Source organism: Lentzea fradiae, assembly GCF_900100955.1.
Lineage (GTDB): Bacteria > Actinomycetota > Actinomycetes > Mycobacteriales > Pseudonocardiaceae > Lentzea > Lentzea fradiae.
Genome location: NZ_FNCC01000030.1, coordinates 1 through 24,612 on the forward strand (window position 1 = coordinate 1; position 24,612 = coordinate 24,612).

Genomic DNA, 24,612 nt, shown 5'->3' on the forward strand with positions numbered 1-24,612 from the left:
GCCCACTTCGTCGTCGGCCGCTACGTGCTCAACTCCGCCGTCGCCCAGGGCATCCCGACCCTGGCCACCAACCACTTCATGCCCGAGAACCTGTTCAGCCACGCCCACGTCCCCGCCTTCCTGCAAGGTCTGGCCCGCACGTGGGCCTACCGCGACCTGGCCCGCGTCTTCGGCCGCGCCGACATCGTCACCGCCCCCACCCCCCGCGCCGTGCAGCTCCTGCACGACAGCGGCTTCCCCGAACGCGCCCTGCCGGTCTCCTGCGGCATCGACATCTCCCGCTACCAGCGCGAAGTCACCCACAACGACCGCCCCACCGCCCTGTTCGTCGGCCGCCTCGACGAAGAAAAGCGCGTTGACGAGTTCCTGCGCGCACTGGCCCGCGTGCCCGCAGCCGTCGGTGAGATCGTCGGTGACGGCACGTGCCGAGCCGAGTGGGAGAAGCTCGCCCACGACCTCAACATCACCGACCGGGTTCGGTTCCACGGCTTCGTCTCCGAGGACGAGCTGCTCGACGCCTACGCCCGCTGCGACCTGTTCGTCATGCCCGGCGTCGCCGAATTGCAGAGCCTCGCCACGATGGAGGCGATGGCCGCGGGCAAGCCCGTCATCGCCGCCAACGCCATGGCCCTGCCCCACCTCGTGCACTCCGGCCGCAACGGCTGGCTGTTCGAACCCGGCGACGTCAACCAGCTCACCCAGCGCCTGCACACCCTCGTCCACGACGCACCCCTGCGAGCCCGCATGGGCGCCGCCAGCAGCGAGATCATCTCGCACCACGCGCTGGCGACGACGCTGGAGCGGTTCGAGGAGCTGTACGCACGGGCGATGGGCCGCACGGCACCCGTCGTCGCGCTGGCGGCCTGACGGCCGCGTGCGGGAGAGAGGGAGCCGGTCCGGCCGCACCACGGCGGCCGGACCGGCACGCGTTCACCGCGCCGGTGACGTGGTCCGTCCACTGAGGACCCGGTGCAGCTTCCGCTCGATCCGTTGCGCCACCACCAGTCCGGTGGGGGAGAGGGTGAGCCGGTCGGGGTGCTCACCCTCGCCGTCCACCAGGAACCGGTAGAGCGAGGCGTGTCCCTCCAGCCGTTCCCGCAGCACCTCGGCGACGTCCCGGTCCGGCGGGTAGACCGCCGGGATCGCCTCGTCCACCAGCTGCCGCCGGATCCGCCGCCGTTCGGTCCGCGGCACGTACCAGGACGTGACCAGCAACAGCGTCAGCCCGAACAGCAGCGCCGTGCCGATCACCGCCCGCCAGCCCCAGCCGGCCGGTCCGACCGCGATCAGCACGTCCGCCACCACGAGGTAGCCCACGCCGTACACGACGGCCCAGCCCGCGGTCGCCGCGGCGGGCGGCTCGGCGCGTTCCGTGCCCCAGACGCCCTCGACCCGGCGCCAGCGTTGCAGCGACTTGCCGCCGGACAACGCCATCACGGCGCCGAAAGCTCCACTCAGGACGGTCGCGGGGACCATCAGCCACAGCGACAGCAGCACGTCGAACCGCCACACGGCCCAGGCCAGCGCGGCCACCCCCGCCACGACGGCGGCCTTCTTCCAGCGCCGCCGCAACACCCGCAGCGGCCGGAAGTCGGCCAGCACCGCGAGCGGTGTGCGGATCGGGGAGGGCAGCGAGCCCAGCACCAGCAACGCGACGACGACCACCGCCACGCCCGCCACGGTGACCGTGCCGGTGGTGAGCGCCGACCGGTCGCCGGGGAGTCTGTCGACCGCCGTGGCCACCAGCGGGATCACCGGTGACAGCAGCACCAGCCCGTGCAGCAACGTGCCGCTGCGCAGTGCGGCGTACCCGAAGGCGGCCAGCAGCGACGCGGCGCCGACCGCCGCGCCCGGTCCCGCCGCCCAGCTCGGCAGCATCCCGAACAGCGCCATCACGACGAGCGCGCCGCCGACCGCGAGGCCGAGCAGTCCCAGGAACCGCGCGAGGGTGCCGCCCCTGGTGAGCCCGGTGATCGTCCAGTACGGCAGCAGCGCCGCCCCGCGCACCACCCGCGTGACGGGGCGGACCGCGGCGATGCCGAGCCGTTCGGAGTCGGCGACGGTGACCGCGACGGCCGCGGCGGTGGCGGCCGTGCGGATCATCTGGTCCGACGCCGCCTCCTGCGTCAGGGGTTCGCGGCCGATGCCCGCGCGGTCGAACGCGGCCAGCGCGGACATGCCGAGCGTGACCGTGTGCGACCGCGGGTCGTCCAAGCGCCGCAACAGGTCCGCGTGCTCCGCCAGGAACAGCTCTCCGCGCGAACGCTCGTCCGCGCCGTCACCGCGGTCGGCGATGATGGCGGCCCGCAGCCGCGGCAGCTCCTCGCAGATGATGCGCCAGTGCAGGCCCCACGCGGCCAGCTCGGCGAGCTTGAGCGATGACGGCGACAGCTCCCCGTCGGCCCGGTAGATCCCGGTCAGCTCCTCGGCGGCCTCCACGGCGCACCGGGCGACCTGGATCGGCAGCTCCGGCCCGAACATCGCCGCGACGACCTGGTCCACGACGGCCTGCGCGCGTTGCCGCGGGGTGCGGTCGTCGCCGTCCGGGCGGCCGAGCTGGTCCATCCTGAGCAGCCGCCGCGGGTCGAACAGCACCCGGCACAGCATGGTGGCGCCGTCGAGCCGTCCCCAGATCCAGTCGTTGACCCGCCACGACCGCTTGAGGAACCCGGAGAACCGCGACAGCGACGCGCCACCCGCCTTGTCGTCGGCCGTGACCGACTGCTGGGCGAACGCGTTGCGCGTCTGCAGCGAGACCTGCACCAGCTCCACCGGCGTGTCCAGGCCCGTCGAGGCGTCGTCGGACAGGCACGTGCCCGCGACCTCCAGCGCGAGCAGCCGCGACAGCCACCGCTCGGCGTCGCCGAGCCCCGCCTCCTGCCCGGTCTCGGGGGTGGCGAGCAGGGCGTGCCAGCACAGCAGCCCGCCGAGCTTCAGCCGGTGCTCGTCGAGACCCTCGACCACCCGCTGCGCGTCGCCCGCGATCCGGCCGATCTCGGCGACCTGCGTCTTGACCTCCAGTCCGACGTGCCCGTCGATCATCTGCTCGTGGTAGGCCGCGAGCCGGCCCGTCCAGTACTCCTCGCCGAGCGAGTCCGACGGCTTCCACGCGAACACCTCGGTGCGCAGCCTGCGCAGCTCCGCGCGGACCTGGTGCAGCTCGCGGCGGGACCGAGCGACCGCGTCGGCCTCGCCGTCGGGCACGACCCAGACGAGCCGCTTGTGCAGGTCGAGGACCGACGCGCAGAGGCGTTCGGCCATCGTGAGGCCCCACTCCCAGCCCAGGTCCTCGCGGCACACGGTGCTCGGCAGCCGCACGCCCGGCACGTACGGCAGGACGCCGTGCTGCTGCTTCCACGCGCGCTGAGCGGACTCGGCGGCACGCCGCGCCCGTTCGAACGACCAGTTGGCCGGGTTGCCGCCGGGCAGCGCGAACTGCTGCGCGGTGACCTGCCGCGCGGCGAGCCGGATCTCGACGTCCTCGTAGTGGCCGAAGAGCTTGTCGGCCAGCGAGTACACCTCGTCGACGACGTTCTCACCGCTCGCGTGCAGCCGTTCCAGCAACGCCATCCGGCCGCCCCTGCTCGCCGCGGCCCGCCGGTTGTGCTCCTCGATCTTCTCGACGTACGTGCGGCCCGCCTGGCTGGTCATGGCGGTCAGCAGCCGGGCACCGGAGCTGATGGTCGTGAACCCCGCCGCGGAGTCGTGCGCCTGCGGTTCGGAGCCCAGCGGCTCGGCGTGCGGGAAGACGAGCAGCATGACCCTGCGCACCGGTCCGTCCGCGGGCATCCGGTCGATCGCGTCGAGGGCTTCCCTGGTCGGCGTGTTGACGAGCACCCCGCCGTCCACCGCGTACCGGCTGCGGTCCCCGGAGCCGGCCCAGCTCGCGACGTCGGCCATGTCGGGACGGTCCGGTGTCGCCTGCCCGCCCACGGGGATGAAGCTCGGCTCGAACGCGAACGGGAAGCTCGCGCTGCTGCGCGCGGCCAGTGCGAGCTGCCGCACCCGGTCGGGCAGCGCCTCGGGCGTGAAGTCGTTCCTGGTGTCCTCGCTGACCCAGTCGTAGGGGTCGCGGCGGAACGAGAACGAGCCCTGGTGCACCGACTGCGTGAGCGGCTGGCCCAGGTCGTCGTAGGTGGTCGTCGGAACACCACCCAGAAGTGTCGTCGTGATCCGCAGGTCGATCGGCCGCTCGTACGGCTCGGTGGGCTCGAAGTCCGCGGTGAGGCGGTCCAGCGCCTCCTGCAGCCGCGGGTAGAAGAACTCGTCGCCCTTGAGCAGGCTCGCCGGCTGGCCGCGGAACGGCGTCCGCAGCAGCTGCTCCATCCTGCCCTGCTCCGCCCACAGGTCCCGCAGCCTGGTCAGGTCCGCGTTCTTGTTGACCTGCGACAACGCCAGCGCGGCCCCGTTGATGCCCCCGGCGGACGTGCCCGAGATGACGTCCGCCCGCGCCGTGCACCCCACGAGGTCGAGCAACGGCTGATAGGTGCTTCCCTGCCTGGTCAGCCGGTCGAGCTCCAGCACGACGCCGCCCATCCAGACGGCCAGGCTGACGCCGCCGTTGAGCACGACCGCGAACCGGACCTCTTCCCGCGACGTGGACTGCCCGGACATGCCACACCACCCCCTCCGGCGTCGATCTTCCTCCCGTGAGGGGTTTCTCGTCCGCCGAACGGGCGCGTTACCCGGTCACACGGGGTGGGACTTCGTGGCCGGGTCGGACTTGAGGAACGGCCCGACCCGCTTGCGCGCGATCAGCACGCACACGGCGAACGTGATGACGGCGCCCGCGACGGCCTGCGGCACCGTGTAGGCCCGCCCGTCGAACGCCGACCCGGTCGGCGGCAGGATGATCGCGATGACCGCCGACGCCACCATGGCGATCATCCGGAACTTCGGCCCGACGACGGCGGTGGCCAGCGGGATCGCCGCCCACAGCACGTACCAGGGTTGCAGCACCGGCCCGAGCACCAGGATCGCGCCCAGCGCCGCGCCCAGCCCGTTCATCGCCTTGATCCGGCCCTTGAAGCTGCGCCACAGCAGCACGACCGTGATGACGACCGAGACGCCCTGCCCGATCAGCCTGGTCAGCGCGATCATCGCCTCGGTGTGGTTGCCCAGCCCGAGCATGATCCCGGTGCCCGCCCCCAGGAAGCCCAGCGCCGTCGGCGGCGACATCCACGACTTCACCGTCGACGCCACGTTCAGCGTCTCCAGCCAGCCGAAGCCGAACCCGGTGCCGAGGCAGATCACCACCACCCCGGCCGCAGCCAGCGCCGCCATCACCGCCGCGACCAGCACCAGGTGCCTGAGCTGCCCGCCGAGCTTGCGCGCGACGAGCACGCCGAGGAACCCGAGCGCGGCCATCGCGGGGATCTTCACCATCGCGCCGCACACGATGATCCCGGAGCCCAACGCGATCCAGGACCACTTCAACGGTTCCAGCCCGCGCATCGCGAGCTCCAGGCCGACCAGCATCATGCCGAGCGCCAGGCCGTCGTTGTGCACGCCGATGACGATGTGGAACAACACCAGCGGGTTGAGCGCGCCCAGCCACAACGCGCCGACCGGCGGCACCCCGAACCGGGCGGCCAGCCGCGGCAGCGCCCACACGATCATCGCGAGGCCGCACAGCACCAGCAGCCGGTGCACGAACACGCCCGAGACGACGTGGTCGCCGGTCAGCATCGCGAGCAGCCGCCCGAGCGCGAGGAACAGCGGCCCGTACGGCGCGGGGGTCTCCCGCCAGATGTTCGGCACACCGCGGGTCAGCACGTGGTCGACGCCCAGCGCCGTGGCGGGCCCCAGCTCGTACGGGTCCTGGCCGCGCGCCGCGATCTCGCTCTGCGCGAGGTAGGAGTAGACGTCCCGGGAGAACATCGGCACGCAGAAGACCAGCGGCACCGTCCACATCAGCAGCGTGCGGTCCATCTGGCTGCGCGAGACGAGCCGCGGCCTGCCCGGCCGCACGAACCGGCCCAGCGCGAGCCAGGCCGACACGATCATGAAGATGCCGGTCCAGACGACCCCCATCGCGACGCTGGGCATCCGGGAGAACAGGCCGAGGACCGGCACGCCGTAGAGCGGCGAGTAGATGGGCGCGGCACCGCCGCCGAGCGACCCGACCGTCAGCAGCAGCGCGCCGATGGTGCCCCAACGGCGGACGATGTCCAGCTGGCGACGCTCCCGGCTGGTGAGGACGTCGCTCTGCGCAGCGGTCGATCCGCCGTTCGTGGGCATGCGCGCAGACTATCCAGCCACGTTCAGCCGTGAGTCAGGTCACCCTGTGACCACGATCTTTGCGACCTCCAGCTAAATACGCAACACTGGTGTTGTGAAAAACGCCGAGACCCAGTTTGCCGCCGTGCCGCAGCACGACGGCAAGACTCGGCACGCCGTCGCCAGGCTCCTGCTGGAGCGGGGCCCGGTCACCGCGGCGGTCGTCGCGGAGGAGCTGGGCATCAGCCCCACGGCCGTGCGCCGTCACATCGACGCACTGGTCGCGGACGGCGAGGCGACGACGAGGGACGCACCCCGCCGCACCCAGCGTGGCCGCGGCCGTCCCGCGAAGCTCTTCCTGCTGACCGACGCCGGACGTGCCCGGTTCGGCCACGCCTACGACGACCTCGCGGTCGCCGCGCTCCGGTTCCTCGCCCAAACGGGTGGCGAGGAAGCGGTCAGGGCGTTCGCGCAGAGTCGTGTCGACGCGCTGGTGGACCGTCACCGGACGGCGATCGTGGCGCAGGTCACGCCCGCCGAACGGGCGAAGGCCCTCGCATCCGCGCTGACCAGGGAGGGTTACGCTGCGGCGACCCGTCACGTCGGAGTGGGCGAGCAGTTGTGCCAGCACCACTGCCCGGTCGCCCACGTGGCGGCGGAGTTCCCCCAGCTGTGCGAGACCGAGACGGAGACCTTCGCGAACCTCCTCGGAACCCACGTGCAGCGCCTCGCGACGATCGCAAGCGGCCACGCCGTCTGCACGACGCACATCCCGAACGTTCAACCCAGCAGTGCCGGCCTGGCCGGAAAGCACAGCCCAGATGATGGAGGGGAGCCCGCATGACTGCCGCTGCCGAGCAGCGCACGCCCACCACGGTGCAGTCTCCGCTCACGCAGGAAGAGACCATCGCGTCTCTCGGCAACTACGAGTTCGGCTGGGCCGACTCGGACACTGCCGGCGCGAGCGCCCGCCGAGGTCTCGACGAGGACGTCGTCCGCGACATCTCGGCGAAGAAGGACGAGCCCGAGTGGATGCTCGAGTACCGGTTGAAGGCTCTCAAGCTCTTCGACCTCAAGCCGATGCCGAGCTGGGGTGCCGACCTCTCCGGAATCGACTTCGACTCGATCAAGTACTTCGTCCGGTCCACCGAGAAGCAGGCCGCCAGCTGGGAGGACCTGCCGGAGGACATCAAGAACACCTACGACCGGCTGGGCATCCCCGAGGCGGAGAAGCAGCGCCTCGTCGCCGGTGTGGCCGCCCAGTACGAGTCCGAGGTGGTCTACCACCAGATCCGCGAGGACCTGGAGCAGCAGGGCGTCATCTTCCTGGACACCGACTCGGGCCTGCGTGAGCACCCCGAGCTGTTCAAGGAGTACTTCGGCTCGGTCATCCCGGCCGGCGACAACAAGTTCTCCGCGCTGAACTCCGCGACGTGGTCCGGCGGCTCGTTCATCTACGTCCCCAAGGGCGTGCACGTGGACATCCCGCTGCAGGCGTACTTCCGGATCAACACCGAGAACATGGGCCAGTTCGAGCGCACGCTGATCATCGTCGACGAGGGTGCCTACGTGCACTACGTCGAGGGCTGCACCGCGCCGATCTACTCGTCCGACTCGCTGCACTCCGCGGTCGTCGAGATCATCGTCAAGAAGGGCGGCCGCTGCCGCTACACGACGATCCAGAACTGGTCGAACAACGTCTACAACCTGGTCACCAAGCGCGCCAAGGCCGAAGAGGGCGCGACCATGGAGTGGGTCGACGGCAACATCGGCTCCAAGGTGACCATGAAGTACCCGGCCGTCTTCCTGATGGGCGAGCACGCCAAGGGCGAGGTCCTCTCGATCGCGTTCGCGGGCGAGGGCCAGCACCAGGACGCCGGCGCCAAGATGGTCCACATGGCCCCGCACACGTCGTCGACGATCATCTCGAAGTCGGTGGCGCGCGGCGGTGGCCGCACGTCCTACCGCGGCCTGGTCCAGGTCAACAAGCGGGCGCACCACTCGAAGTCCACGGTGAAGTGCGACGCGCTGCTGGTCGACACCATCAGCCGTTCGGACACCTACCCGTACGTCGACGTCCGCGAGGACGACGTCGCGATGGGCCACGAGGCCACGGTCTCGAAGGTCTCCGAGGACCAGCTGTTCTACCTGATGTCGCGCGGCCTGAACGAGGACGAGGCCATGGCCATGATCGTGCGCGGGTTCGTCGAGCCCATCGCGCGCGAGCTGCCCATGGAGTACGCCCTCGAGCTGAACCGCCTGATCGAACTGCAGATGGAAGGGGCCGTCGGCTGACATGGCCGCCCTGTCGACTCAACCTCACTCCCACGGAGCTGTCGTTCCCGTCGCCTCGCGCGCAGAGCACTTCACGTCCTACGACGTGGACGCGTTCGAGGTGCCGGGCGGCCGTGAGGAGATCTGGCGCTTCACGCCTCTCAAGCGCCTCGCCGGCCTGCACTCCGGCGCCGCGGCGACGGGTTCCGCCGCCGTCGAGGTGAACGCCTCCGCCGGTGTCACCGTCGAGACGGTCGGTCGTGACGACGACCGCCTCGGCAAGGCGGGTGTCCCCGGTGACCGCATCGCGGCCCAGGCGTACACGTCGTTCGAGAACGCCACCGTCGTGACGCTGCCCGGCGACGCCAAGTCCGAGCCGACCACCGTCACGGTGACCGGCGCGGGCGAGGGCCAGGTCGCCTACGGCCACCTGCTGGTCAAGGCCGCGCAGTTCGCCGAGGGCACGGTCGTCCTCGACTACCGCGGCTCCGGCGCCTACGCCGAGAACGTCGAGCTTGTCGTCGCGGACGGCGCCCACCTCCAGGTGATCGCCATCCACGACTGGGCCGACGACGCGGTGCACGTCTCGCAGCACCACGTGAAGCTCGGCCGCGACGCCTCGATCAAGCACACCGTGGTGACGCTGGGCGGCGACGCCGTCCGCGTCACGCCGGTCGTGCAGTACGCGGGTCGCGGTGGCGACGCGGAGCTGTTCGGGCTGTACTTCGCGGACGCGGGTCAGCACCAGGAGCACCGCCCGTTCATCGACCACTCGCAGCCCAACTGCCGCAGCAACGTCGTCTACAAGGGCGCGCTGCAGGGCGAGGGCGCGCACACCGTGTGGATCGGCGACGTGCTGATCCGCGCGGCCGCCGAGGGCACCGAGACGTTCGAGCTCAACCGCAACCTGGTGCTCACCGACGGCGCGCGCGCCGACTCGGTGCCGAACCTGGAGATCGAGACCGGCGAGATCGAGGGTGCGGGCCACGCCAGCGCCACCGGCCGGTTCGACGACGAGCAGCTCTTCTACCTGCAGGCGCGCGGCATCCCGGAGGACCAGGCGCGGCGGCTCGTCGTGCGCGGCTTCTTCCAGGAGCTCATCGCGAAGATCTCGGTCCCCGAGGTGCGCGAGCGCCTCGAGGCCGCCATCGAGGCAGAGCTCGAGGCGGTCGGGGCGTGATCCGCGTGTGCGCACTGTCCGAGCTGGACGACCGCAAGCCGTTCGCCGCCAGCGTCGACGACGTCGACGTGGTCCTGGTGCGCGACGGCGAGCGGGTGCACGCGCTCGCGGACCTGTGCTCGCACGCCGCGGTGTCGCTGAGCGAGGGCGAGGTCTCCCGCAAGGGGATCGAGTGCTGGCTGCACGGGTCGTGCTTCGACCTGCAGACCGGCAAGCCCTCGTCTCCGCCCGCCAGCGAACCGGTCGACGTCTACGCCGTCGACCTCCGTGATGGCGACGTGTACGTCGACGTCACCGTCACCACCAACTGACTTTCGTTAGACCACCAGGAGAACTGCAAGTCATGGCCACCCTTGAGATCAAGGACCTGCACGTCTCGGTCGTCAGCGAGGACGCTCCCAAGGAGATCCTCAAGGGCGTCGACCTGACGATCAAGGCGGGCGAGACGCACGCCATCATGGGCCCCAACGGCTCCGGCAAGTCCACGCTGTCCTACGCGATCGCCGGCCACCCGAAGTACGAGATCACCTCGGGCACGGTCACCCTCGACGGCGAGGACGTCCTCGAGATGTCCGTCGACGAGCGCGCCCGCGCCGGCCTCTTCCTCGCCATGCAGTACCCGGTCGAGGTCCCCGGCGTCTCGATGTCGAACTTCCTGCGCACCGCCGCCACCGCCGTCCGCGGCGAGGCCCCGAACCTCCGCCACTGGGTGAAGGAGGTCAAGGGTGCGATGGCCGACCTCGACATCGACCCGGCGTTCGCCGAGCGCTCGGTGAACGAGGGCTTCTCCGGCGGTGAGAAGAAGCGCCACGAGATCCTGCAGCTGGGCCTGCTCAAGCCGAAGGTCGCGATCCTCGACGAGACCGACTCCGGCCTGGACGTCGACGCGCTGCGCGTCGTGTCCGAGGGCGTCAACCGCTACAAGGCGAGCGGCGAGGTCGGCGTCATGCTGATCACGCACTACACGCGCATCCTCAAGTACATCGAGCCGGACTTCGTGCACGTCTTCGCGAACGGCCGGATCGTCGAGTCGGGCGGCCGCGAGCTCGCCGACCAGCTCGAGGCCGAGGGTTACGTGAAGTACACCGGTTCCAAGGAAGCAGCAGCACTCTCCTGACGTTGAAGCGGTTGAGAGGAGGCGCTGTGACCACCACCGCAGCACCATTGGATGTAACCGCTTTGAGAGCGGACTTCCCGATCCTGTCTCGCACCGTTCGTGACGGGAAGCGCCTGGTCTACCTGGACTCCGGCGCCACCTCGCAACGCCCGACGCAGGTTCTGGACGCCGAGCGGGCGTTCCTGGAGCAGCACAACGCCGCTGTGCACAGGGGCGCCCACCAGCTGGCGGAGGAAGCGACCGACGCGTACGAGGGTGCGCGTCAGCGCATCGCGGACTTCGTCGGCGCCGAGTTCGGCGAGCTGGTGTTCACCAAGAACGCTACCGAGGGCTTCAACCTCGTCGCGTACGCGATGGGCAACGCCGCCACCTCGGGTCCCGAGGCGGAGCGGTTCCGGATCGGCCCCGGCGACGAGATCGTCGTGACCGAGATGGAGCACCACGCGAACCTCGTTCCGTGGCAGCAGCTCGCCCAGCGCACCGGAGCCACCCTGAAGTGGTTCCGGCTCACCGGGGACGGCCGCCTCGACCTGTCCGACGTGGACAGCGTGATCACCCCGCGCGCGAAGGTCGTGGCGTTCACGCACCAGTCCAACGTGACCGGTGTGATCAACCCCGTGGACGTGCTCGTCGCGGCGGCGAAGAAGGCCGGCGCGCTGACGGTGCTGGACGCCTGCCAGTCCGTCCCGCACGGACCGGTCGACTTCCACGCGCTGGACGTCGACTTCGCGTCGTTCTCCGGCCACAAGATGCTCGGCCCGTCCGGCATCGGTGTCCTCTACGGACGGCGCGAGCTGCTGGAGGCGTTGCCCCCGTTCATCACCGGCGGCTCGATGATCGAGCTGGTGAAGATGGAGGGCTCGACGTTCGCCCCGCCGCCGCAGCGCTTCGAGGCGGGCTCCCCGATGACGTCCCAGGCCGTCGGCCTGGGCGCCGCCGTGGACTACCTCAGCGTCGTCGGCATGGAGCGCGTCCACGCGCACGAGCACCTGCTGACCGTCGCGGCGCTCGAAGGTCTGTCCGGCGTCAAAGGCGTGCGGCTCATCGGCCCGGAGGACGCGGTGTCGCGCGGCGGCGCCGTGCCGTTCGAGATCGAGGGCGTCCACCCGCACGACGCCGGCCAGGTGCTCGACAGCCTGGGCATCGCCGTGCGCGTCGGCCACCACTGCGCGTGGCCGCTGCACCGCTGCCTGAACGCCCAGTCGTCGGTGCGCGCGACGTTCTACCTGTACAACACGCTCGACGAGGTCGACGCGCTGGTCGAAGGCGTCCGCGAGGCGCAGAAGTTCTTCGGGGTGGCCTGAGATGCAGCTCCAGCAGATGTACCAGGAGATCATCCTGGACCACTACAAGAACCCGCACGGCCGCGGCCTGCGCGACCCGTACGACGCCGAGTCGTTCCAGGTCAACCCGACCTGCGGCGACGAGGTGACGCTGCGCGTGCACGTCGTGGACGACGTGGTGAAGGACGTCTCCTACGACGGCCAGGGCTGCTCGATCAGCCAGGCGTCGACGTCGGTGCTGACCGACCTCGTCGTCGGCAAGCCGGTGGGAGAAGCCTTCGAGAAGCTGGACGCGTTCGTCGAGCTCATGCAGGGCCGCGGCCAGGTGGAGCCCGACGAGGACGTCCTGGAGGACGGCATCGCCTTCGCCGGTGTCGCGAAGTACCCGGCGCGCGTGAAGTGCGCGCTGCTGGGCTGGATGGCCTTCAAAGACGCAGTAGCACGAAGCCAGGGAGCAGCATGAGCACCGAAGAAGTCGTCCGGGGAGCCGAAGGCATGCCGGTCTTCGAGCCCAAGGCTGATGTCGCCGCACTCGACGACGTGGAAGAGGCGATGCGCGACGTCGTCGACCCGGAGCTCGGCATCAACGTCGTCGACCTGGGTCTCGTCTACGACATCCACATCGACCAGGACAACGTCGCCACCATCGACATGACGCTCACGTCCGCGGCCTGCCCGCTGACCGACGTCATCGAGGACCAGACCCGTGCCGCCCTGACCGGCGGCGGGTCGGGCGGCCTCGTGTCGGACTTCCGCATCAACTGGGTGTGGATGCCGCCGTGGGGCCCCGAGAAGATCACCGACGACGGCCGCGAGCAGCTGCGCGCGCTGGGCTTCACCGTCTGATCTTTCCCAGTTGTTGGAACGGCGTGCATCCAGCGGGTGCACGCCGTTTCGCTTGAGTAGGCTTAATTGCGTTGCGGACGTCCGCGACGTTCACCTAGCTTGATCCCATCACGAACGACAGAGATCAACCGGAGGAAGACATGCTTGCCAAGGCGGAGCTCGCGGGTTGGCGGATTCTCGCCTACATCGCCGGCATTCTGCTGGCGCTGGCGTGGGGCTCCACGCCATGACCTGATCCCCAGGTCATGACCTCGGAGCCGCCCACGGGACATCCCCTGGGCGGTTTTCTTTTGCCCCGCCAGAAATGCCGACGAGCTTCGGAAGCGGAACTGCCTCCAAAACAGTTTCCCGAGGGTTCGACTCCTTCCGTCGGTGCTGCTCGGAATGCTTACAGAACTGATGACGCGGATCTAGCCCAACTGGTAGAGGCACATGGTTGAGGGCCATGACAGTCGGGGTTCGACTCCCCGGATCCGCACGCCCCGGTAGCCCAACGGAAGAGGCAACGCGCTCAGAACGCGTCCAGTGCAGGTTCGAATCCTGCCCAGGGCACTCGCACCGCTACCGAGCCCGTGACTGCTGCCGGTCACGGGCTCCTGGGCGTGATCTCGCGGGCGTACGTCGCCTGACTGAAGTGCCCCATGGCCACGTGGATGCGCGTCGCCTGTTCAGTGCCGAACCCGCCAACCCGCACGGCATCGCCGTTCCGAGGTTGGACGATCAGCACGCGGCGACGCGTCAGCCGAACGTCCTGAATCTCAGCCCAGCTGAGCTTCGCGCCGCGCCACTCCAGACCTTCGGGGGAGATCGCGACCATCGGTCCCCGAACCGCGCGCCACACGACGCTGGCGATCACGAGTGCGACCACCGCCCAGGACGCGATCGCCGCACCAGTGGCGAGGGTGTCGCCCTCGAACGCCGACGAGCTGTAGACGAAGGTGCCGACGCAACCGAGCAGGAAGACGAAGAACAGCCACGCCCGCCGTTGCCCGCCAAAGACACGAACCGTGCGATCGGGTTCCGCCGGGCTGTCAGGACGTTGATAGCGCACAGGCTTGCGCCGGGACTTCCGCCGCTCGGGCAGCAGCCGCCAGGCGACCGCGATGTACAGGTAGAACCAGAGAACGCCGAACGGCAGGAGCAGGACCACGCCCCAACCCGCGTACGGGCGTTCCGGATACAACTCGCCACGCCTGAATCCCGTGCCTGCGACTTCCTTGCCGATGAGCTCGGGATTGAGAAAGCCTCGCGTGGTCGCTGTGACGACGTTGCCGTTGCCCTTGTTCGTGACCGTGGCACGACACTCGTACACGTATCCGAAGCCTCGCAAGGTCACCGGACCGTGCCGGTCGCACGACGTGGCGACGATGATGTGACTGGCTTCGCTCAGGTCCTCGGTCTCGACCTTGTTCCAGAAGTGGTTGAAGATCGTCGCGCCGAGCAGGTACCCGAGGACGGGGATGATCAGAAAGGCGAAGATCCGGTGCAGGATGCGGACCGCTTTCATCCGCCGTTGGCCTCCTTGCGTTTCCCTTCCTGCTTCTCCTCTTCCTCAGCCCTCAGGTCCCGCCATGTACGCCAGCCGCCGCCGTCCTTGGCCTTGTCCTCCCAGTCGTGGAACTTGGTGGCCTCCTTGGTCGCCTCGATGCCGAGTTTGGGCAGGAAGTCGGCGGGGGCGCTCTTCATGCCTTCGACGGCGACCTTCCTGGCCTCGCCCAGCGCGTCCTTGGCCATCCCGGTGACGGAGAAGTCGGCCATGCTTCGCCGGATGTCCGCGTCGATGCCCTTCTTGAGGACGTTGACGAAGTCGTCGCCGCTCTTGGAGAGCGCGGTCTTGGCGTTGACCAGGATGTCGTCGAGCTTCTTGAACAGCCCGCCTGCATTGCTGAAGGCCTTCGTAAGCCTGCGGCACGCCTCCAGAGCCTTGTTGGCCCATTTGATCGCGGTGGGCACACATTCGGCGATCGCTCCAGCGATACCTGCACCGGCCGCCGCGACGGCGGGCGCCCACCGGAGGCAGATCGAGATCAGCTTGCCGATCGCCTCGGCGATGATGTCGCGCACGATGTCACGGACGACTTTGAGCACGATCTTGCAGGTGCGGACGAGGCTGGCGATGCCACCGGCGGCGGTGGCGACGCCGGCATAGGTGTCGGCGCGGTCGGCGCCGAACAGCCGGTACTGATCGCTGTCCTTGCCAGTCCAGCCCGTGGTGTCGTTCTTGACCCAGTTCCGGAGGTCGTCAGAAGTGTCCTTCAGATAGCCGGAGACTGCTTCCCACGTCTTCGCCATGCCGTCCAGGGCTTCCTGGTCTCCGACTAGCCAGTCGAGCGGCTCCTTGAGGAAGTCGACGTGCTCGATCAGCCAGCCGAAACCCGCGCTGAGGAGCGCGGCCATCGGGTCGGCAAGAGCACCCGCAACGCCCGCGACCGTCGCGCCGGCGTTGATCAGTCCCTCGGCCCAGTTACCGCTCGAGAAGCCCTTCACCGTCTCGGTGGCGTCGTGAAAGATCCCGGCGCCCTCCGTGCTCGGCGTCTCCTCGCCGGTGTTCACGAGGAAGTTCTGGCCTGGCGTGGGTGCCGGTCCCATGGTGGTCATTGGTCGTGCATCCTGTCGAAGATGTCGGACTGAGCCTGCTCGTGTTCCTCGATGTGCTTGCGCCAACCATCGAACCGCTTGACGTGGTCGACCGCGGCACCCGAGGCTTGGCGCATGGTGTCCATCGCCGTGTTCTGCGCGGCGGTGCAGAGAGCCGCGAGTGGGAAGCCGAGCTTGCCGAATGCCTCTGGATCGGACACGGCTTGTCCAGCGCTCAGCGCGTAGTTCACCTGCTGCCCGACGTTGTTGAGCTTCATCGCGTGAGCCTGCATCTCGACCAGGTCGATCCGGTAGTTCATCGCAGGAACCCCTTGTCGCTGAAGTCGTCGTCATCATCCTGCGGCGGACGAGGCCGCTGCGGGCGAGGTGGCACAGGTGGGGGAGGCGGTGGCGTGTCGTCCTCGATAGCGCCGAGCCGCGGTTGGCCCTCGCCGTACCCGCCACCTCCAGGGACGTACTGCGGCGGAGGTGGCGGCTGGGCGCTGCGCAGTTTGTCCATCATGAAGTGCATCGCCTCGGAGTCGCTGCCCAGCAGCGGCGACATGGCTTCCTGCACGGTCGTGGCTACTCGGCTCTGTGCTGCCTGCAGCACACGCAGCACCTCCTGAGCGACAGTGTCGCCGTCCCTGCGCTGCAACGAGTTGCCCAGCTTCAGATCCACGACGTTGCCGGCATCGTTGACCGTCACGACGATCTGGCCGTCCGCGCTGCGTTCCATGACACGCAGGTTCGCCAGGCTTTCGCGTAGTGCGTCGCTCTTGCGCTGGGCTTCAACCAGCTTGCCCTCGTACTGGTTGAGGATCTGATCCGGGTCAGTCATCGGCCCACTTGGTCCTTCTCGTTGTGCTTCTCACCCAAAGTGCTCTCTCTACTTTGGACGGTAACGGGAGGCGCGCCTCAGCGCCTTGGCGAGGTCACTCCCCGAGCACCGGAGGGGCGACGAGCATGTCGTTGCCGAAGATGTCATCCGGGTCGGGCTCCAGCAAGTAGGACGGAGAGGTCCGCTCGATGTCCTCGTCACCTTTGCCCTTGGCGGCTCCGGTTCCCATGCCGCCCATCGCGCCGCCAGCCGCACCACCGCGGCCTGCCGCGCCGGCAGACGTGGCGCCGCCGCGCCCAGTAGTGCCCTCGTTCCCCGGCATCACACCGGCAGAACCGCCAGGACCGAAGCCCTTGGCAGCGTTGGGATTGCCGAGCGCGATACCGCTTCCGGGCAGTCGGCCGCTGCCAACGCCCACTCCTCCGCCGCTGCTGCGGACGCCTGGCCCGCCGCCAGTTCGGCCACCAGGACCACCCTGGGTGGTTTTGGTGTCAGGGAAAGGGCCGCCGCCCAGGGTGACGTTGTTGCCGCCGAGCTGGTTGTTGCTTCCACCCTGATTGCCCAGGTTGGGGCCGTTGCCGCCGAGATTGTTGTTGAGACCGCTCGTGTTCGTGGTGCCTGGGTTCTGCGTCGGCGGTGCCGTCCAGGACGGGGTGGTGGTGTCGTTGCCGACTTGCGGGGGAGGAGGAGTGTTGCCCTGACTGGTGAAGCCTGGATCGGGCGCGATCGGCGGCCGACCAGGATCAACCGGATCCTTCGGCGGGGCAGGCGGTTCAGGCGCGAATGCCGGCTGAGCCGCGGCGGTCTGCGCCACCGTGCGGTCGTAGGTCTCCACTGCCCGCGCGGCCTGCTCGTGATCGGCCTGCTGTTGCTGGAACGCTGCCTTGTCCGCGGCCGCCTGCTGGGCGAACTGGATCGGATCGGTGATCGACATCAACCGCTCTCGCGACGCCGCGGCATCGTACGGCTGCGCAGGCGGTGGCGGCACGGTGTTCTTCGCGTCGCTCAGCGCCCGCGACTGCTGGGTGAACAGCGTCCCCGCCAGCTGTGCGGCGGTACCGGTCTCACCGGCGCGGTTGCCCAAGGTTGCCAAGGCCTGCCGCGCACCGTCAGCGGCCTTGCCGGTCCAGTTCGTCTCGCTGTCGCCGATCGCGGCGGCAACATCATCGTTGAAGGTCGCCAGCTCGTTGCCGATCTGGGTCCAGATGTCGCCGATCTCGCCGATCGCACCGGGATCGACCCCGTTGTTGACCGAGTCGTGCAACTGCTGATGCGGGATGCCGATGTAGTGCGCGTCCGGCTGAGGGGGAGCGGATCGGGTCAGCACCTGGCCCTTGAGCTGTGCCGCCTGCGCGTCCAGCATGTCGTCCACCCGACCTGGCGCCTGCAGCACACCGAGGACCACGCCGATGAACGGGCCGTAGCGCACTTGCATCTCGGCGTTGACCTGCTCCTGCACCTGCTGGCCGGTCTGCACCTCCGAGCGCCGCTGTACGCCGTAGCGCGAGTACACGTCGGATGGTCTTCCTGGCGATCCCTCGTTCATCCCCGCACCCCTCTCAGCAACAGCCGCTACGGCAACTTCGGCTCGACCAGCTCAGCGATCTGCAACGCCAATGGGCACGGATCGGTCGAAGCACCCGCGTTCAGGACTACGTCGACCCGTGACGACGAATCGACACCCAGATAGACGCCGCAGCTACCTGTCGCACCGAGTAGTTGTTTGGCTTGGTGGCTGCCAACCTTGATGTCTTTGATCTCGCCGCCGTTCGCCTGCACACCGGCCAGCCCGACATTCGTGCGGATTCCCACTGAGAAACTGCCGCGTTTCGGGGAGAACTCGCATCCTCTCGACGAGCCGATGTTCTCCGGAGCGGGTTCCTCGTCAAGCGGCCCTACCACTTGCTCAGCTTCGCTCTTGGTGAGCAGGCTGCAGGGGTCGGTGTCCGCCAACGATCCACTGGTCTTGGTCGAGGTCGAGGAGCTCGTAGTACTCGGACTGTTGGTGTCAGAGGTGGGCTTGGGATCACCAGGGGTCGAGCCTGTACAAGCGGTGAGAGCGACCAGAGTGGCAGCAGTCAGAGTGGTCAGGATGAGCCGAGAGTTCACGAGTTGCTTCCCCTGGTTGATCAAGCGGAGTAGGTGGGGCCACCGGCCCTCTTGATGCCTTGCTTGGCGTTCTCATCGCTCGCCTGGTAGGTGGCCATTGCCCGCTCGACGTCGGAGCGCATCCGCTCCAAGTCCGCTTGAAGCTTCTTCGCGGCGGGCACGAAGCCCTGTGCCGGGTCGGCCGCGATGCTGGCCAGGAACGGCTTGTACACCTGCGCGGCCGGAGTGGTGCCCAGCGGCGGCTCCTGGCTGAGGACTTCGGACTTTCGGAGAGCCTTGTCCACACCCTTCAGCATTCGATCGACGGCCTTGATCAGGGCCTGGCCGCCGGATTCGCTTACCCCGACGCCGGCCGCGACCGAGGCTGAAAAGCGGACAGCCGAGTCGCTGATCCCCTGCATCCCGGCGAAGATCGCCTCCGGCATGACTCATCCCCTCCCCTAACTCTGCGTTGTCATACGGTAACAAATGGTTGCGGCCCTGTCCGGAGGATCCGACGCATTGGTGGTGCATCGCCGGTTCCTCCGGGTTACCGGTTCGAATCGACGATCCTGGCGACGTGACGCTCGAGGGCTGGCTGATCAGCGGGGGTGTACGTGGCCGTCGGCCGGCCGTCCTGGCCGGTAGCGGGGATCACCGCGTACCTCCCGACGTCGGTGTCCAAATAGTTGATCGTCCCCAGGTCGGTCTCCTGCTCATTGCGGCCACGCGCCGAGACCTGCAGATAACCGGCGCCCAGTCGTGGGCGGCGCAGAATTTCCTCGGCAGTTGTTCGCTGCCCGACCGGTGACGGCGCGGCCGCCTTCACCGGGGATTTGAAGGTCTGTTCGGAGAAGTCCTCCTCCACTCGCCTCCGGCCTGCTGGAATCGAGGTGTCGGCCACCGTGACGGACATCCCTGGGCCGGGACGCATCGGAGGTAGCAGTCGCACCAAGCGAGGCACAACCGCATCGGGCTGGCAAAGCCGGAAGACGATCACGTTGTTCCGCTGCTCCGCGATCACACCCGTCCGGCCGTCGGTGACCGCGAGTGCCACAGGCTGCGTGTCACCGGCGGTACCGACCAGTGCGATCACAAGGTGCCCTCGGGCGAACACATGCAACGCCTGCACCAACTCAGGCGCGAACTCGCCGTCACGGACCAGTCCCCGGTCAATCAGGTCCCGGTGCACGGCCTCGATCAGCCGGACCCGATCCTCACGCGTGGCGCCGTGATGCGGAATGGTGAACGGGAACCGCCGCAAATTGATCCGCAACGCCTCGCCGAGCACATCCAGCGCCGCGAGCGAACAGATGATCTCCCCCGACACCCTGAAACCCACCTCTCGCTGTCCGCACCGCTCCCCACGGTGCGTGACCGCGCGACATACTGCCAGTCGAACACTCATCAACAGAGCGTTACCGCTCCGACTCACTCGAAGCCTCACCCGGTTGGCGCAGCCTCACCGCCAGGCCAGAACGAACACGAGCGCTCGTCACAGTTCAGCGATCGCCTCGGCGATGAGCTCGAGCGACTCGCCCTTGATGGACGTCTCGAAATACGCCACGTCGTTGTGCTGGCGGTGCGGGAAGCTGAGCAACGTGAACGGCACGCCCATCGCCGGATACGCGCCGGTGCCGCGTGGAACGATCTTCAGAGACAGACAGACTCCAACTCGCTCATCTCCATCAGGTGCGGCAACTGTGCCTTCATCACCTGCGGTCCGCCGACAACCGGCCGGAGCACGGACTCTGGAAGACGGCTTGGACATCGAGCGGGTCCTTGTCGCAGAGTTGGCTCGACCACGAGTCCCTGACCGCTGCCTGCAGCGCTGCACGGTACGGATCGTCAACCCGTACCGAGAAGTGCGCGTAGTCCGGGAGCTGGCGGAACGCCGGAACAAAATCAGTGGTGAACGTCCGCAGCACCGTCGCTTCGAACAGCAGATTGGCGAGGTCGGCCGCCGGGTCGACAACACCGCACTGCCATCGAGCGAGGAGGTACGTGCCTGTTCCGCATGCTGCGACAGCTGGACGACGGACTGCCATTCCGAGGCCGGCACCTTGTAGACGTATCTCTCCATCATGGACAACTCGGCGTCGCTGAAACCCACGCGCTGCCCTGCCTCGGTCAGGCTGAGCTGCAGCTCGTTGCGCCATCCGGCCAGCTGCCACTCGATGGCGCGTTCGAGCGTCGTGGCACGGAAGTCCTTCGGCATCCCGTGTCATCCCATGCCCGCCGCGTCGCCCAACTCCTCGAACGGCACGAAGCTGCACCCACTCAGCTCGCGAACCAGTGCCGCTGCGACCATCCAGTGAGTCAGCGGATCACCGTAGGCAAGACGAACGGCATTAACCGCAACCGGTGCGTACACACCTGGTCGATAGAGCGTGCCCAGATACTCACGACCGTGAACTCCCGAACACGAACAGCCACAGCGCCGCGCCGAAGCGCCGGGCGCAGCCGCATCGACGTCCCCACGCACCGAGCGCAGACCGGCGGAGCCACCGAATCCGCACCCTCAGGCCAACGTGGCCAGTCCTCCCGGAAATCCCGCGTCAAACACAGGACACCCTGCTCATCCCGATCGCCCAGAAGCTCACGGGCATAACCGACACCAGGTCTGTCAGGCCATGAATGATCTCGTTCGGGTTCATCGCGCATTACCGCCAGCGCGACGGTGGCCACGTGGGACCTCCACGCTGGCGGAAACCTGCAGTTCACGGCGGGCGCGGGAGCGTGTAGATGTTTGTACGAGACGCGCCTAAGACACCACTTGGTCGCGACGCAGCACCGCTCGAGATCCTTGGCGAGGCTGACGTTCCCCGACGAGAAAAGGCGTGACTTGAACCGGTACCACTACTTCGCCATCACCACCGACACCTTCCCCCTGGTGGAGGACCCCCGGATCGTGGTCAGGCGGTGGCTGGACGAGAGCGGGAAGCCGCACGACGAGGCGTTCACCGGCAACCTCGTCTGGGTGGACTCGGGATCCACCCTCGACGGTCCGGACGCGGTGATCAGGACGTGGAAGGGACCGCGAGGTGGCGATCTGGACGAGTGGTACGTCGCCGGCTCAGGCTGGACGAGGACGAGCATTCGCGAACTGCTGGCGCGGGGACGTAAGGACGGCACGCTCGAACCGGTCGACCAGGCGACCGCTGAACGACTCGTCCAGCTCGAGGAGCAGCGGCACGCCGGCCGACGCTGATCGCGCGTCCCGCGGCTCAGACCGGTGCGGTCTGCGCGACCAGCAGGCCCACCACGTCGGAGAGCCGCCCGCGCCGCGCGAACGCCCTGCGTTGCCGGGCCGCGCCGGTGCCGTCGAGCAGCAACCTGTCGATGCCGTCGCTCACCAGTTGGTAGTCGCCGGCCAGCTCCAGGGCCGGGCGGATCCACCGCAGCAGCGACGCCACGATCGTGGCCGCGGGGGTCGGCGCGCCGGTCACCGGGTCGATGCCGAACCCCTCCAGGCCGTCCCGCGCCGCCCGCCACAACGCGACCCTCAGCAGGTGCGGCGGAACCCTCGGGGGCGTGGCGCCGGAGCTGAGCGCGGTGGCGGCGATCCCGCGCACCAGCGCCGCCATCAGCACCGCCTCCTCGACGGTCGGCGCGACGTCGGAGACCCGCAGCTCCAGCGTGGGGTGGCGGGCGGAGAGCCGGACGTCCCAGTAGAGCATCCCCGCGTCCAGCGCCGCGCCGCTTGTGACGATGTCGTCCCTGGCCTCGAAGTACTCGGCCGCGGACTCGAAATGCGGCGGCGCACCCGAGGTCGGCCACCGGTTCCAGACGACGTAGCGCCAGCTCGCGTAGCCCGTGTCGGCGTCGAGCCAGTACGGCGAGTTCGCGCCCAGCGCCAGCAAAGTCGGCAGCCACGGCCGCAGGTGGTTGCTCACGAAGATCTTCGACTCGTCGTCGGCCAGGCCGATGTGCACGTGGCAGCCGCAGATCGCGAGGTCGTTGGTGAGCGCGCCCATCTCCTGCGCCATCCGGTGATAGCGCGCGGCGTTCGTCAGCGGCGTCGGCATCGTGAGGCCCAGCACCGGTGTCCCCGTCGCGGCGAGCCGGGCGTCGTGCTGCGCCGCCCGTTCGACCAGAGCACGGCGCGCGGTGGCCAGCTGGTCCCGCAGCTCGCCCATGTCCGTGCAGATGCCGCTGGCCGATTCCACCTGGTACTGCGCGATTTCCGGTTGCAGGTCCACTTGGAATCTATCGACCCCGGCGAGCACTTCGTTGGCACGATTGGCCAAATGGCCCGTGGAGGCTTCGACGAGGACGAATTCCTCTTCCACCCCAACGGTGAGGAGTGCGTCCATGCTCCTGCGCTGCGCGGGTACCGATTGAGTTCTGCTGCCTACCTGCACGCCGAACCTCCTGTGCGCTGAGTAGCACCCTCGATGCTATGAGTAATCAGAGGGCCGCACAGGAGGCGTTCGGTTGTACTTCTCAGCTCACCGCGCGATGCGCCACTGACCCCAGGGCACACACCAGGGTCGCAAGAGAGAGGGGCACGTGTCGTCCCTCCGCCGTGTACGGCTTGGCGCCAGAACGAACACTCAGCGGAACCGCTACACCCGTTGTAGCCGGAAACGCCGCCGTCAGAAGAAGACGAGCTTCCTCTTCAGTCGCCGTGGCGCCGCATGGAATAAGGCCAACATCGCAGCCATCATCCCCTTCACGTCCTCACGGCCGGATAGATACGCACGCTGGTGATGCGCGTCGAGCTGGAAGAAGACCTCGAAGAAGTCCCGCGTCTCGTCGGCGTCCATGCGCAGGAGCACCTCCAACCCACGGCGACGCATGGCATGCACGATCCGCGCCTTCGGCGACCAGATGACGCGCCGCGGGTCCTCACCGTTGCGAACGGCCCGCGCGACCTTCGGGGCCAGCGTGAGCGAGGTGGCGACGCTGTAGCCGGTCGCGGGGTGGATGAAGCCCGCACTCGCGCCGAACGCCAGCCCGCCGGCCCTCGGCGCGTCCAGCGGGAAGCGAACCCGTTCCTCCCGCAGCCCCGGAGCAAGCCTCTCGTGGAGCCGCCGCCGGAGTTCCGGAAGCGGAGTGGCGGGCCGGCCCGCGAGGCAGGTCTCCTCGACGAGAACCCGGTTGTCACCCAACGGAACCGTGTAGAGAAACGTGTCGCCGTTGCGCCAGTCCATCAACGTCGTCTCGGTGCAGTCCGACTCGATGACCGTCCCTACGGCCGTTTGCTCGGCACGACCCCTACGCGCGCCCGTGGCGTTGAAGGTGAACCGCGCCTCCGTGGGGCGGGGGAGCACCGTCACCGTGTCGGGGAGTTCGTGCAGACGTGAGTTGTCGAGGATGACGTACTCACGCGGGATCAGATGCTCCTCACGCGCGAAGACCCGGACGACCGAGCTCGTGACCTTGGTGGGCGTCCCCTCCGGCAACTCGTCGGCCCACGCGCCGTAGGTCGCCGTCCACACCCGTTCGGGATGACGGTCGACGATCGCCGTGTCGAGCCCTTCGCGCGCACACGCGCGCGCGAGCGCACGCCCAGCCGGACCGCCACCGACCACGAGAACGTCGAACATGCGTCCAATGATCGACGGTGCGACCGGAACCCACAGAACGACGCATCGCCGTGAGCGACGCAGGTCACTCCGAACTGGTTTGACGGCGCTGCTCACGTCCGTCGCGACCCTCGTGCACGCCGGAAACGTGGGCTGAACGGCCGGTGACCAGAGGTTTCTCCGGCGCTGCCGGCGGCCGGCCGGTCTTCGCGTCCTCGGCCGGGGTCAGCGGCCCTCCGACCCGTCGCGGGGTGAAACCGCAGGTCAGGTGCTGTTCGGGCGGGACAGATACCCCCCGATTTGGAGATCGAAACGGGCCTGTGTAATGTTCTCTCTGCCAGCGCGGAACGGGCCGGGAAACACCGGAACGGAGCGCGGCGAAAGACTTCTAAGCCTGACACAGCCCCGGAAGTGACTCTCTTCGGAGATGAGCTGCGGTGTGCGCGTGTTCTTTGAGAACTCAACAGCGTGCCGAAACACAGCCAGTAATATGAATACTCCTCGTCAGGAGTATTCCTTTGAGTAGCAAGACCAGATTGCCAGACATATTCCGTCTGGAGCGATCAAACACAGTCCTTATTGGAGAGTTTGATCCTGGCTCAGGACGAACGCTGGCGGCGTGCTTAACACATGCAAGTCGAGCGGTAAGGCCCTTC

The 24,612-nt window shown here is 68.4% G+C and carries 23 protein-coding genes, 2 tRNA genes and 1 rRNA gene; 13 read left to right on the forward strand and 13 right to left on the reverse strand.

What is annotated here, in order from left to right; translation table 11 throughout:
* On the forward strand, nt 1-867 hold an 867-nt coding region (locus tag BLT23_RS38910), incomplete at its 5' end, for a glycosyltransferase (protein ID WP_143036203.1).
* A gap of 63 nt (nt 868-930) precedes the next feature.
* On the opposite strand, the gene BLT23_RS38915 is transcribed toward BLT23_RS38910, so the two are convergent.
* Together BLT23_RS38915 and mptB are read right to left on the reverse strand one after the other, a co-directional pair.
* Nucleotides 931-4,614 (reverse strand): patatin-like protein, encoded by a 3,684-nt coding sequence (locus BLT23_RS38915; RefSeq protein ID WP_090060307.1) that lies wholly within the window; start codon nt 4,612-4,614, stop codon nt 931-933.
* Between the two features lie 75 nt (nt 4,615-4,689).
* A complete protein-coding gene (gene mptB / locus BLT23_RS38920; RefSeq protein WP_090060309.1) occupies nt 4,690-6,240 on the reverse strand; it encodes a polyprenol phosphomannose-dependent alpha 1,6 mannosyltransferase MptB in 1,551 nt (516 codons plus the stop codon).
* 94 nt (nt 6,241-6,334) lie between these two features.
* Between mptB and BLT23_RS38925 the strand changes: the two genes are divergently transcribed.
* The 10 genes from BLT23_RS38925 to BLT23_RS38970 all read left to right on the forward strand — a co-directional run bounded on the left by BLT23_RS38925 (nt 6,335) and on the right by BLT23_RS38970 (nt 13,471).
* The gene (locus tag BLT23_RS38925; protein ID WP_090060311.1) at nt 6,335-7,063 is read left to right on the forward strand and encodes a helix-turn-helix transcriptional regulator; all 729 of its coding nucleotides are present in this window, start codon (nt 6,335-6,337) and stop codon (nt 7,061-7,063) included.
* Nucleotides 7,060-8,514: a Fe-S cluster assembly protein SufB gene (gene sufB, locus BLT23_RS38930; protein ID WP_090060313.1), complete on the forward strand. Its 1,455-nt coding sequence runs from the start codon at nt 7,060-7,062 to the stop codon at nt 8,512-8,514. The genes BLT23_RS38925 and sufB overlap by 4 nt, the downstream gene beginning before the upstream one ends.
* A gap of 1 nt (nt 8,515) precedes the next feature.
* Nucleotides 8,516-9,673, forward strand: a complete 1,158-nt coding sequence (gene sufD / locus BLT23_RS38935; RefSeq protein WP_090060315.1) for a Fe-S cluster assembly protein SufD — start codon at nt 8,516-8,518, stop codon at nt 9,671-9,673.
* On the forward strand, nt 9,670-9,984 hold the full coding sequence (locus BLT23_RS38940; RefSeq protein WP_090060318.1) for a non-heme iron oxygenase ferredoxin subunit: 315 nt from the start codon (nt 9,670-9,672) through the stop codon (nt 9,982-9,984). The genes sufD and BLT23_RS38940 overlap by 4 nt, the downstream gene beginning before the upstream one ends.
* Nucleotides 9,985-10,016: 32 nt before the next feature.
* Complete coding sequence (gene sufC, locus BLT23_RS38945; RefSeq protein WP_090060320.1) at nt 10,017-10,790, forward strand: Fe-S cluster assembly ATPase SufC; 774 nt, start codon at nt 10,017-10,019, stop codon at nt 10,788-10,790.
* Nucleotides 10,791-10,816: 26 nt separating this feature from the next.
* A complete protein-coding gene (locus BLT23_RS38950; protein ID WP_090060322.1) occupies nt 10,817-12,094 on the forward strand; it encodes a cysteine desulfurase in 1,278 nt (425 codons plus the stop codon).
* 1 nt (nt 12,095) lies between these two features.
* A complete protein-coding gene (sufU, locus tag BLT23_RS38955) occupies nt 12,096-12,536 on the forward strand; it encodes a Fe-S cluster assembly sulfur transfer protein SufU (RefSeq protein WP_090060323.1) in 441 nt (146 codons plus the stop codon).
* Nucleotides 12,537-12,568: 32 nt separating this feature from the next.
* Nucleotides 12,569-12,919 (forward strand): metal-sulfur cluster assembly factor, encoded by a 351-nt coding sequence (locus BLT23_RS38960; RefSeq protein WP_425434454.1) that lies wholly within the window; start codon nt 12,569-12,571, stop codon nt 12,917-12,919.
* Between the two features lie 404 nt (nt 12,920-13,323).
* A tRNA-Leu gene (locus BLT23_RS38965) sits at nt 13,324-13,397 on the forward strand.
* A 1-nt stretch (nt 13,398) separates the two neighbouring features.
* Nucleotides 13,399-13,471: transfer RNA gene (locus tag BLT23_RS38970), tRNA-Leu, on the forward strand.
* A 34-nt stretch (nt 13,472-13,505) separates the two neighbouring features.
* Here BLT23_RS38970 and BLT23_RS38975 read toward each other — a convergent pair.
* The 9 genes from BLT23_RS38975 to BLT23_RS40390 all read right to left on the reverse strand — a co-directional run bounded on the left by BLT23_RS38975 (nt 13,506) and on the right by BLT23_RS40390 (nt 20,643).
* Entirely contained in the window at nt 13,506-14,426 is a 921-nt protein-coding gene (locus BLT23_RS38975) for a DUF6346 domain-containing protein (RefSeq protein ID WP_090060326.1), read from the reverse strand.
* The gene (locus BLT23_RS38980) at nt 14,423-15,517 is read right to left on the reverse strand and encodes a hypothetical protein (protein ID WP_090060328.1); all 1,095 of its coding nucleotides are present in this window, start codon (nt 15,515-15,517) and stop codon (nt 14,423-14,425) included. Before BLT23_RS38980 ends, BLT23_RS38975 begins: the two co-directional genes overlap by 4 nt.
* Nucleotides 15,514-15,816 (reverse strand): hypothetical protein, encoded by a 303-nt coding sequence (locus BLT23_RS38985; protein WP_090060330.1) that lies wholly within the window; start codon nt 15,814-15,816, stop codon nt 15,514-15,516. Before BLT23_RS38985 ends, BLT23_RS38980 begins: the two co-directional genes overlap by 4 nt.
* Complete coding sequence (locus BLT23_RS38990) at nt 15,813-16,337, reverse strand: YbaB/EbfC family nucleoid-associated protein (RefSeq protein ID WP_090060332.1); 525 nt, start codon at nt 16,335-16,337, stop codon at nt 15,813-15,815. Before BLT23_RS38990 ends, BLT23_RS38985 begins: the two co-directional genes overlap by 4 nt.
* A gap of 94 nt (nt 16,338-16,431) precedes the next feature.
* Nucleotides 16,432-17,850 carry a hypothetical protein gene (locus BLT23_RS42155; protein WP_090060334.1) on the reverse strand — a complete coding sequence of 473 codons (1,419 nt, stop codon included), beginning with the start codon at nt 17,848-17,850 and terminating at the stop codon, nt 16,432-16,434.
* 59 nt (nt 17,851-17,909) lie between these two features.
* Complete coding sequence (locus tag BLT23_RS39000; RefSeq protein WP_176947154.1) at nt 17,910-18,446, reverse strand: DUF3558 domain-containing protein; 537 nt, start codon at nt 18,444-18,446, stop codon at nt 17,910-17,912.
* A gap of 20 nt (nt 18,447-18,466) precedes the next feature.
* Entirely contained in the window at nt 18,467-18,871 is a 405-nt protein-coding gene (locus BLT23_RS39005; RefSeq protein ID WP_090060338.1) for a hypothetical protein, read from the reverse strand.
* A 104-nt stretch (nt 18,872-18,975) separates the two neighbouring features.
* The gene (locus BLT23_RS39010) at nt 18,976-19,755 is read right to left on the reverse strand and encodes an ESX secretion-associated protein EspG (RefSeq protein WP_176947155.1); all 780 of its coding nucleotides are present in this window, start codon (nt 19,753-19,755) and stop codon (nt 18,976-18,978) included.
* 165 nt (nt 19,756-19,920) lie between these two features.
* Nucleotides 19,921-20,643, reverse strand: a complete 723-nt coding sequence (locus tag BLT23_RS40390) for a Scr1 family TA system antitoxin-like transcriptional regulator (RefSeq protein WP_143036205.1) — start codon at nt 20,641-20,643, stop codon at nt 19,921-19,923.
* A 627-nt stretch (nt 20,644-21,270) separates the two neighbouring features.
* Between BLT23_RS40390 and BLT23_RS39020 the strand changes: the two genes are divergently transcribed.
* On the forward strand, nt 21,271-21,636 hold the full coding sequence (locus BLT23_RS39020; protein WP_090060345.1) for a hypothetical protein: 366 nt from the start codon (nt 21,271-21,273) through the stop codon (nt 21,634-21,636).
* A 16-nt stretch (nt 21,637-21,652) separates the two neighbouring features.
* Here BLT23_RS39020 and BLT23_RS39025 read toward each other — a convergent pair whose 3' ends face one another.
* Nucleotides 21,653-22,741 carry a carboxylate-amine ligase gene (locus BLT23_RS39025; RefSeq protein WP_090060347.1) on the reverse strand — a complete coding sequence of 363 codons (1,089 nt, stop codon included), beginning with the start codon at nt 22,739-22,741 and terminating at the stop codon, nt 21,653-21,655.
* A 282-nt stretch (nt 22,742-23,023) separates the two neighbouring features.
* The gene (locus BLT23_RS39030; protein ID WP_090060349.1) at nt 23,024-23,977 is read right to left on the reverse strand and encodes a lycopene cyclase family protein; all 954 of its coding nucleotides are present in this window, start codon (nt 23,975-23,977) and stop codon (nt 23,024-23,026) included.
* A 555-nt stretch (nt 23,978-24,532) separates the two neighbouring features.
* Between BLT23_RS39030 and BLT23_RS39035 the strand changes: the two genes are divergently transcribed.
* Nucleotides 24,533-24,612, forward strand: a 16S ribosomal RNA gene (locus tag BLT23_RS39035); the annotation flags it as partial.

Excerpts from the sequence above, each read along its gene's own strand:
- BLT23_RS38915 (WP_090060307.1), bottom strand. The coding sequence starts at position 4,614 with ATGTCCGGGCAGTCCACGTCGCGGGAAGAGGTCCGGTTCGCGGTCGTG.
- mptB (WP_090060309.1), bottom strand. The coding sequence starts at position 6,240 with ATGCCCACGAACGGCGGATCGACCGCTGCGCAGAGCGACGTCCTCACC.
- sufB (WP_090060313.1), top strand. The coding sequence starts at position 7,060 with ATGACTGCCGCTGCCGAGCAGCGCACGCCCACCACGGTGCAGTCTCCG.
- sufD (WP_090060315.1), top strand. The coding sequence starts at position 8,516 with ATGGCCGCCCTGTCGACTCAACCTCACTCCCACGGAGCTGTCGTTCCC.
- sufC (WP_090060320.1), top strand. The coding sequence starts at position 10,017 with ATGGCCACCCTTGAGATCAAGGACCTGCACGTCTCGGTCGTCAGCGAG.
- sufU (WP_090060323.1), top strand. The coding sequence starts at position 12,096 with ATGCAGCTCCAGCAGATGTACCAGGAGATCATCCTGGACCACTACAAG.
- BLT23_RS38960 (WP_425434454.1), top strand. The coding sequence starts at position 12,569 with ATGCCGGTCTTCGAGCCCAAGGCTGATGTCGCCGCACTCGACGACGTG.
- BLT23_RS38975 (WP_090060326.1), bottom strand. The coding sequence starts at position 14,426 with ATGAAAGCGGTCCGCATCCTGCACCGGATCTTCGCCTTTCTGATCATC.
- BLT23_RS38980 (WP_090060328.1), bottom strand. The coding sequence starts at position 15,517 with ATGACCACCATGGGACCGGCACCCACGCCAGGCCAGAACTTCCTCGTG.
- BLT23_RS38985 (WP_090060330.1), bottom strand. The coding sequence starts at position 15,816 with ATGAACTACCGGATCGACCTGGTCGAGATGCAGGCTCACGCGATGAAG.
- BLT23_RS38990 (WP_090060332.1), bottom strand. The coding sequence starts at position 16,337 with ATGACTGACCCGGATCAGATCCTCAACCAGTACGAGGGCAAGCTGGTT.
- BLT23_RS39005 (WP_090060338.1), bottom strand. The coding sequence starts at position 18,871 with ATGCCGGAGGCGATCTTCGCCGGGATGCAGGGGATCAGCGACTCGGCT.
- BLT23_RS40390 (WP_143036205.1), bottom strand. The coding sequence starts at position 20,643 with ATGCCGAAGGACTTCCGTGCCACGACGCTCGAACGCGCCATCGAGTGG.
- BLT23_RS39025 (WP_090060347.1), bottom strand. The coding sequence starts at position 22,741 with ATGGACGCACTCCTCACCGTTGGGGTGGAAGAGGAATTCGTCCTCGTC.
- BLT23_RS39030 (WP_090060349.1), bottom strand. The coding sequence starts at position 23,977 with ATGTTCGACGTTCTCGTGGTCGGTGGCGGTCCGGCTGGGCGTGCGCTC.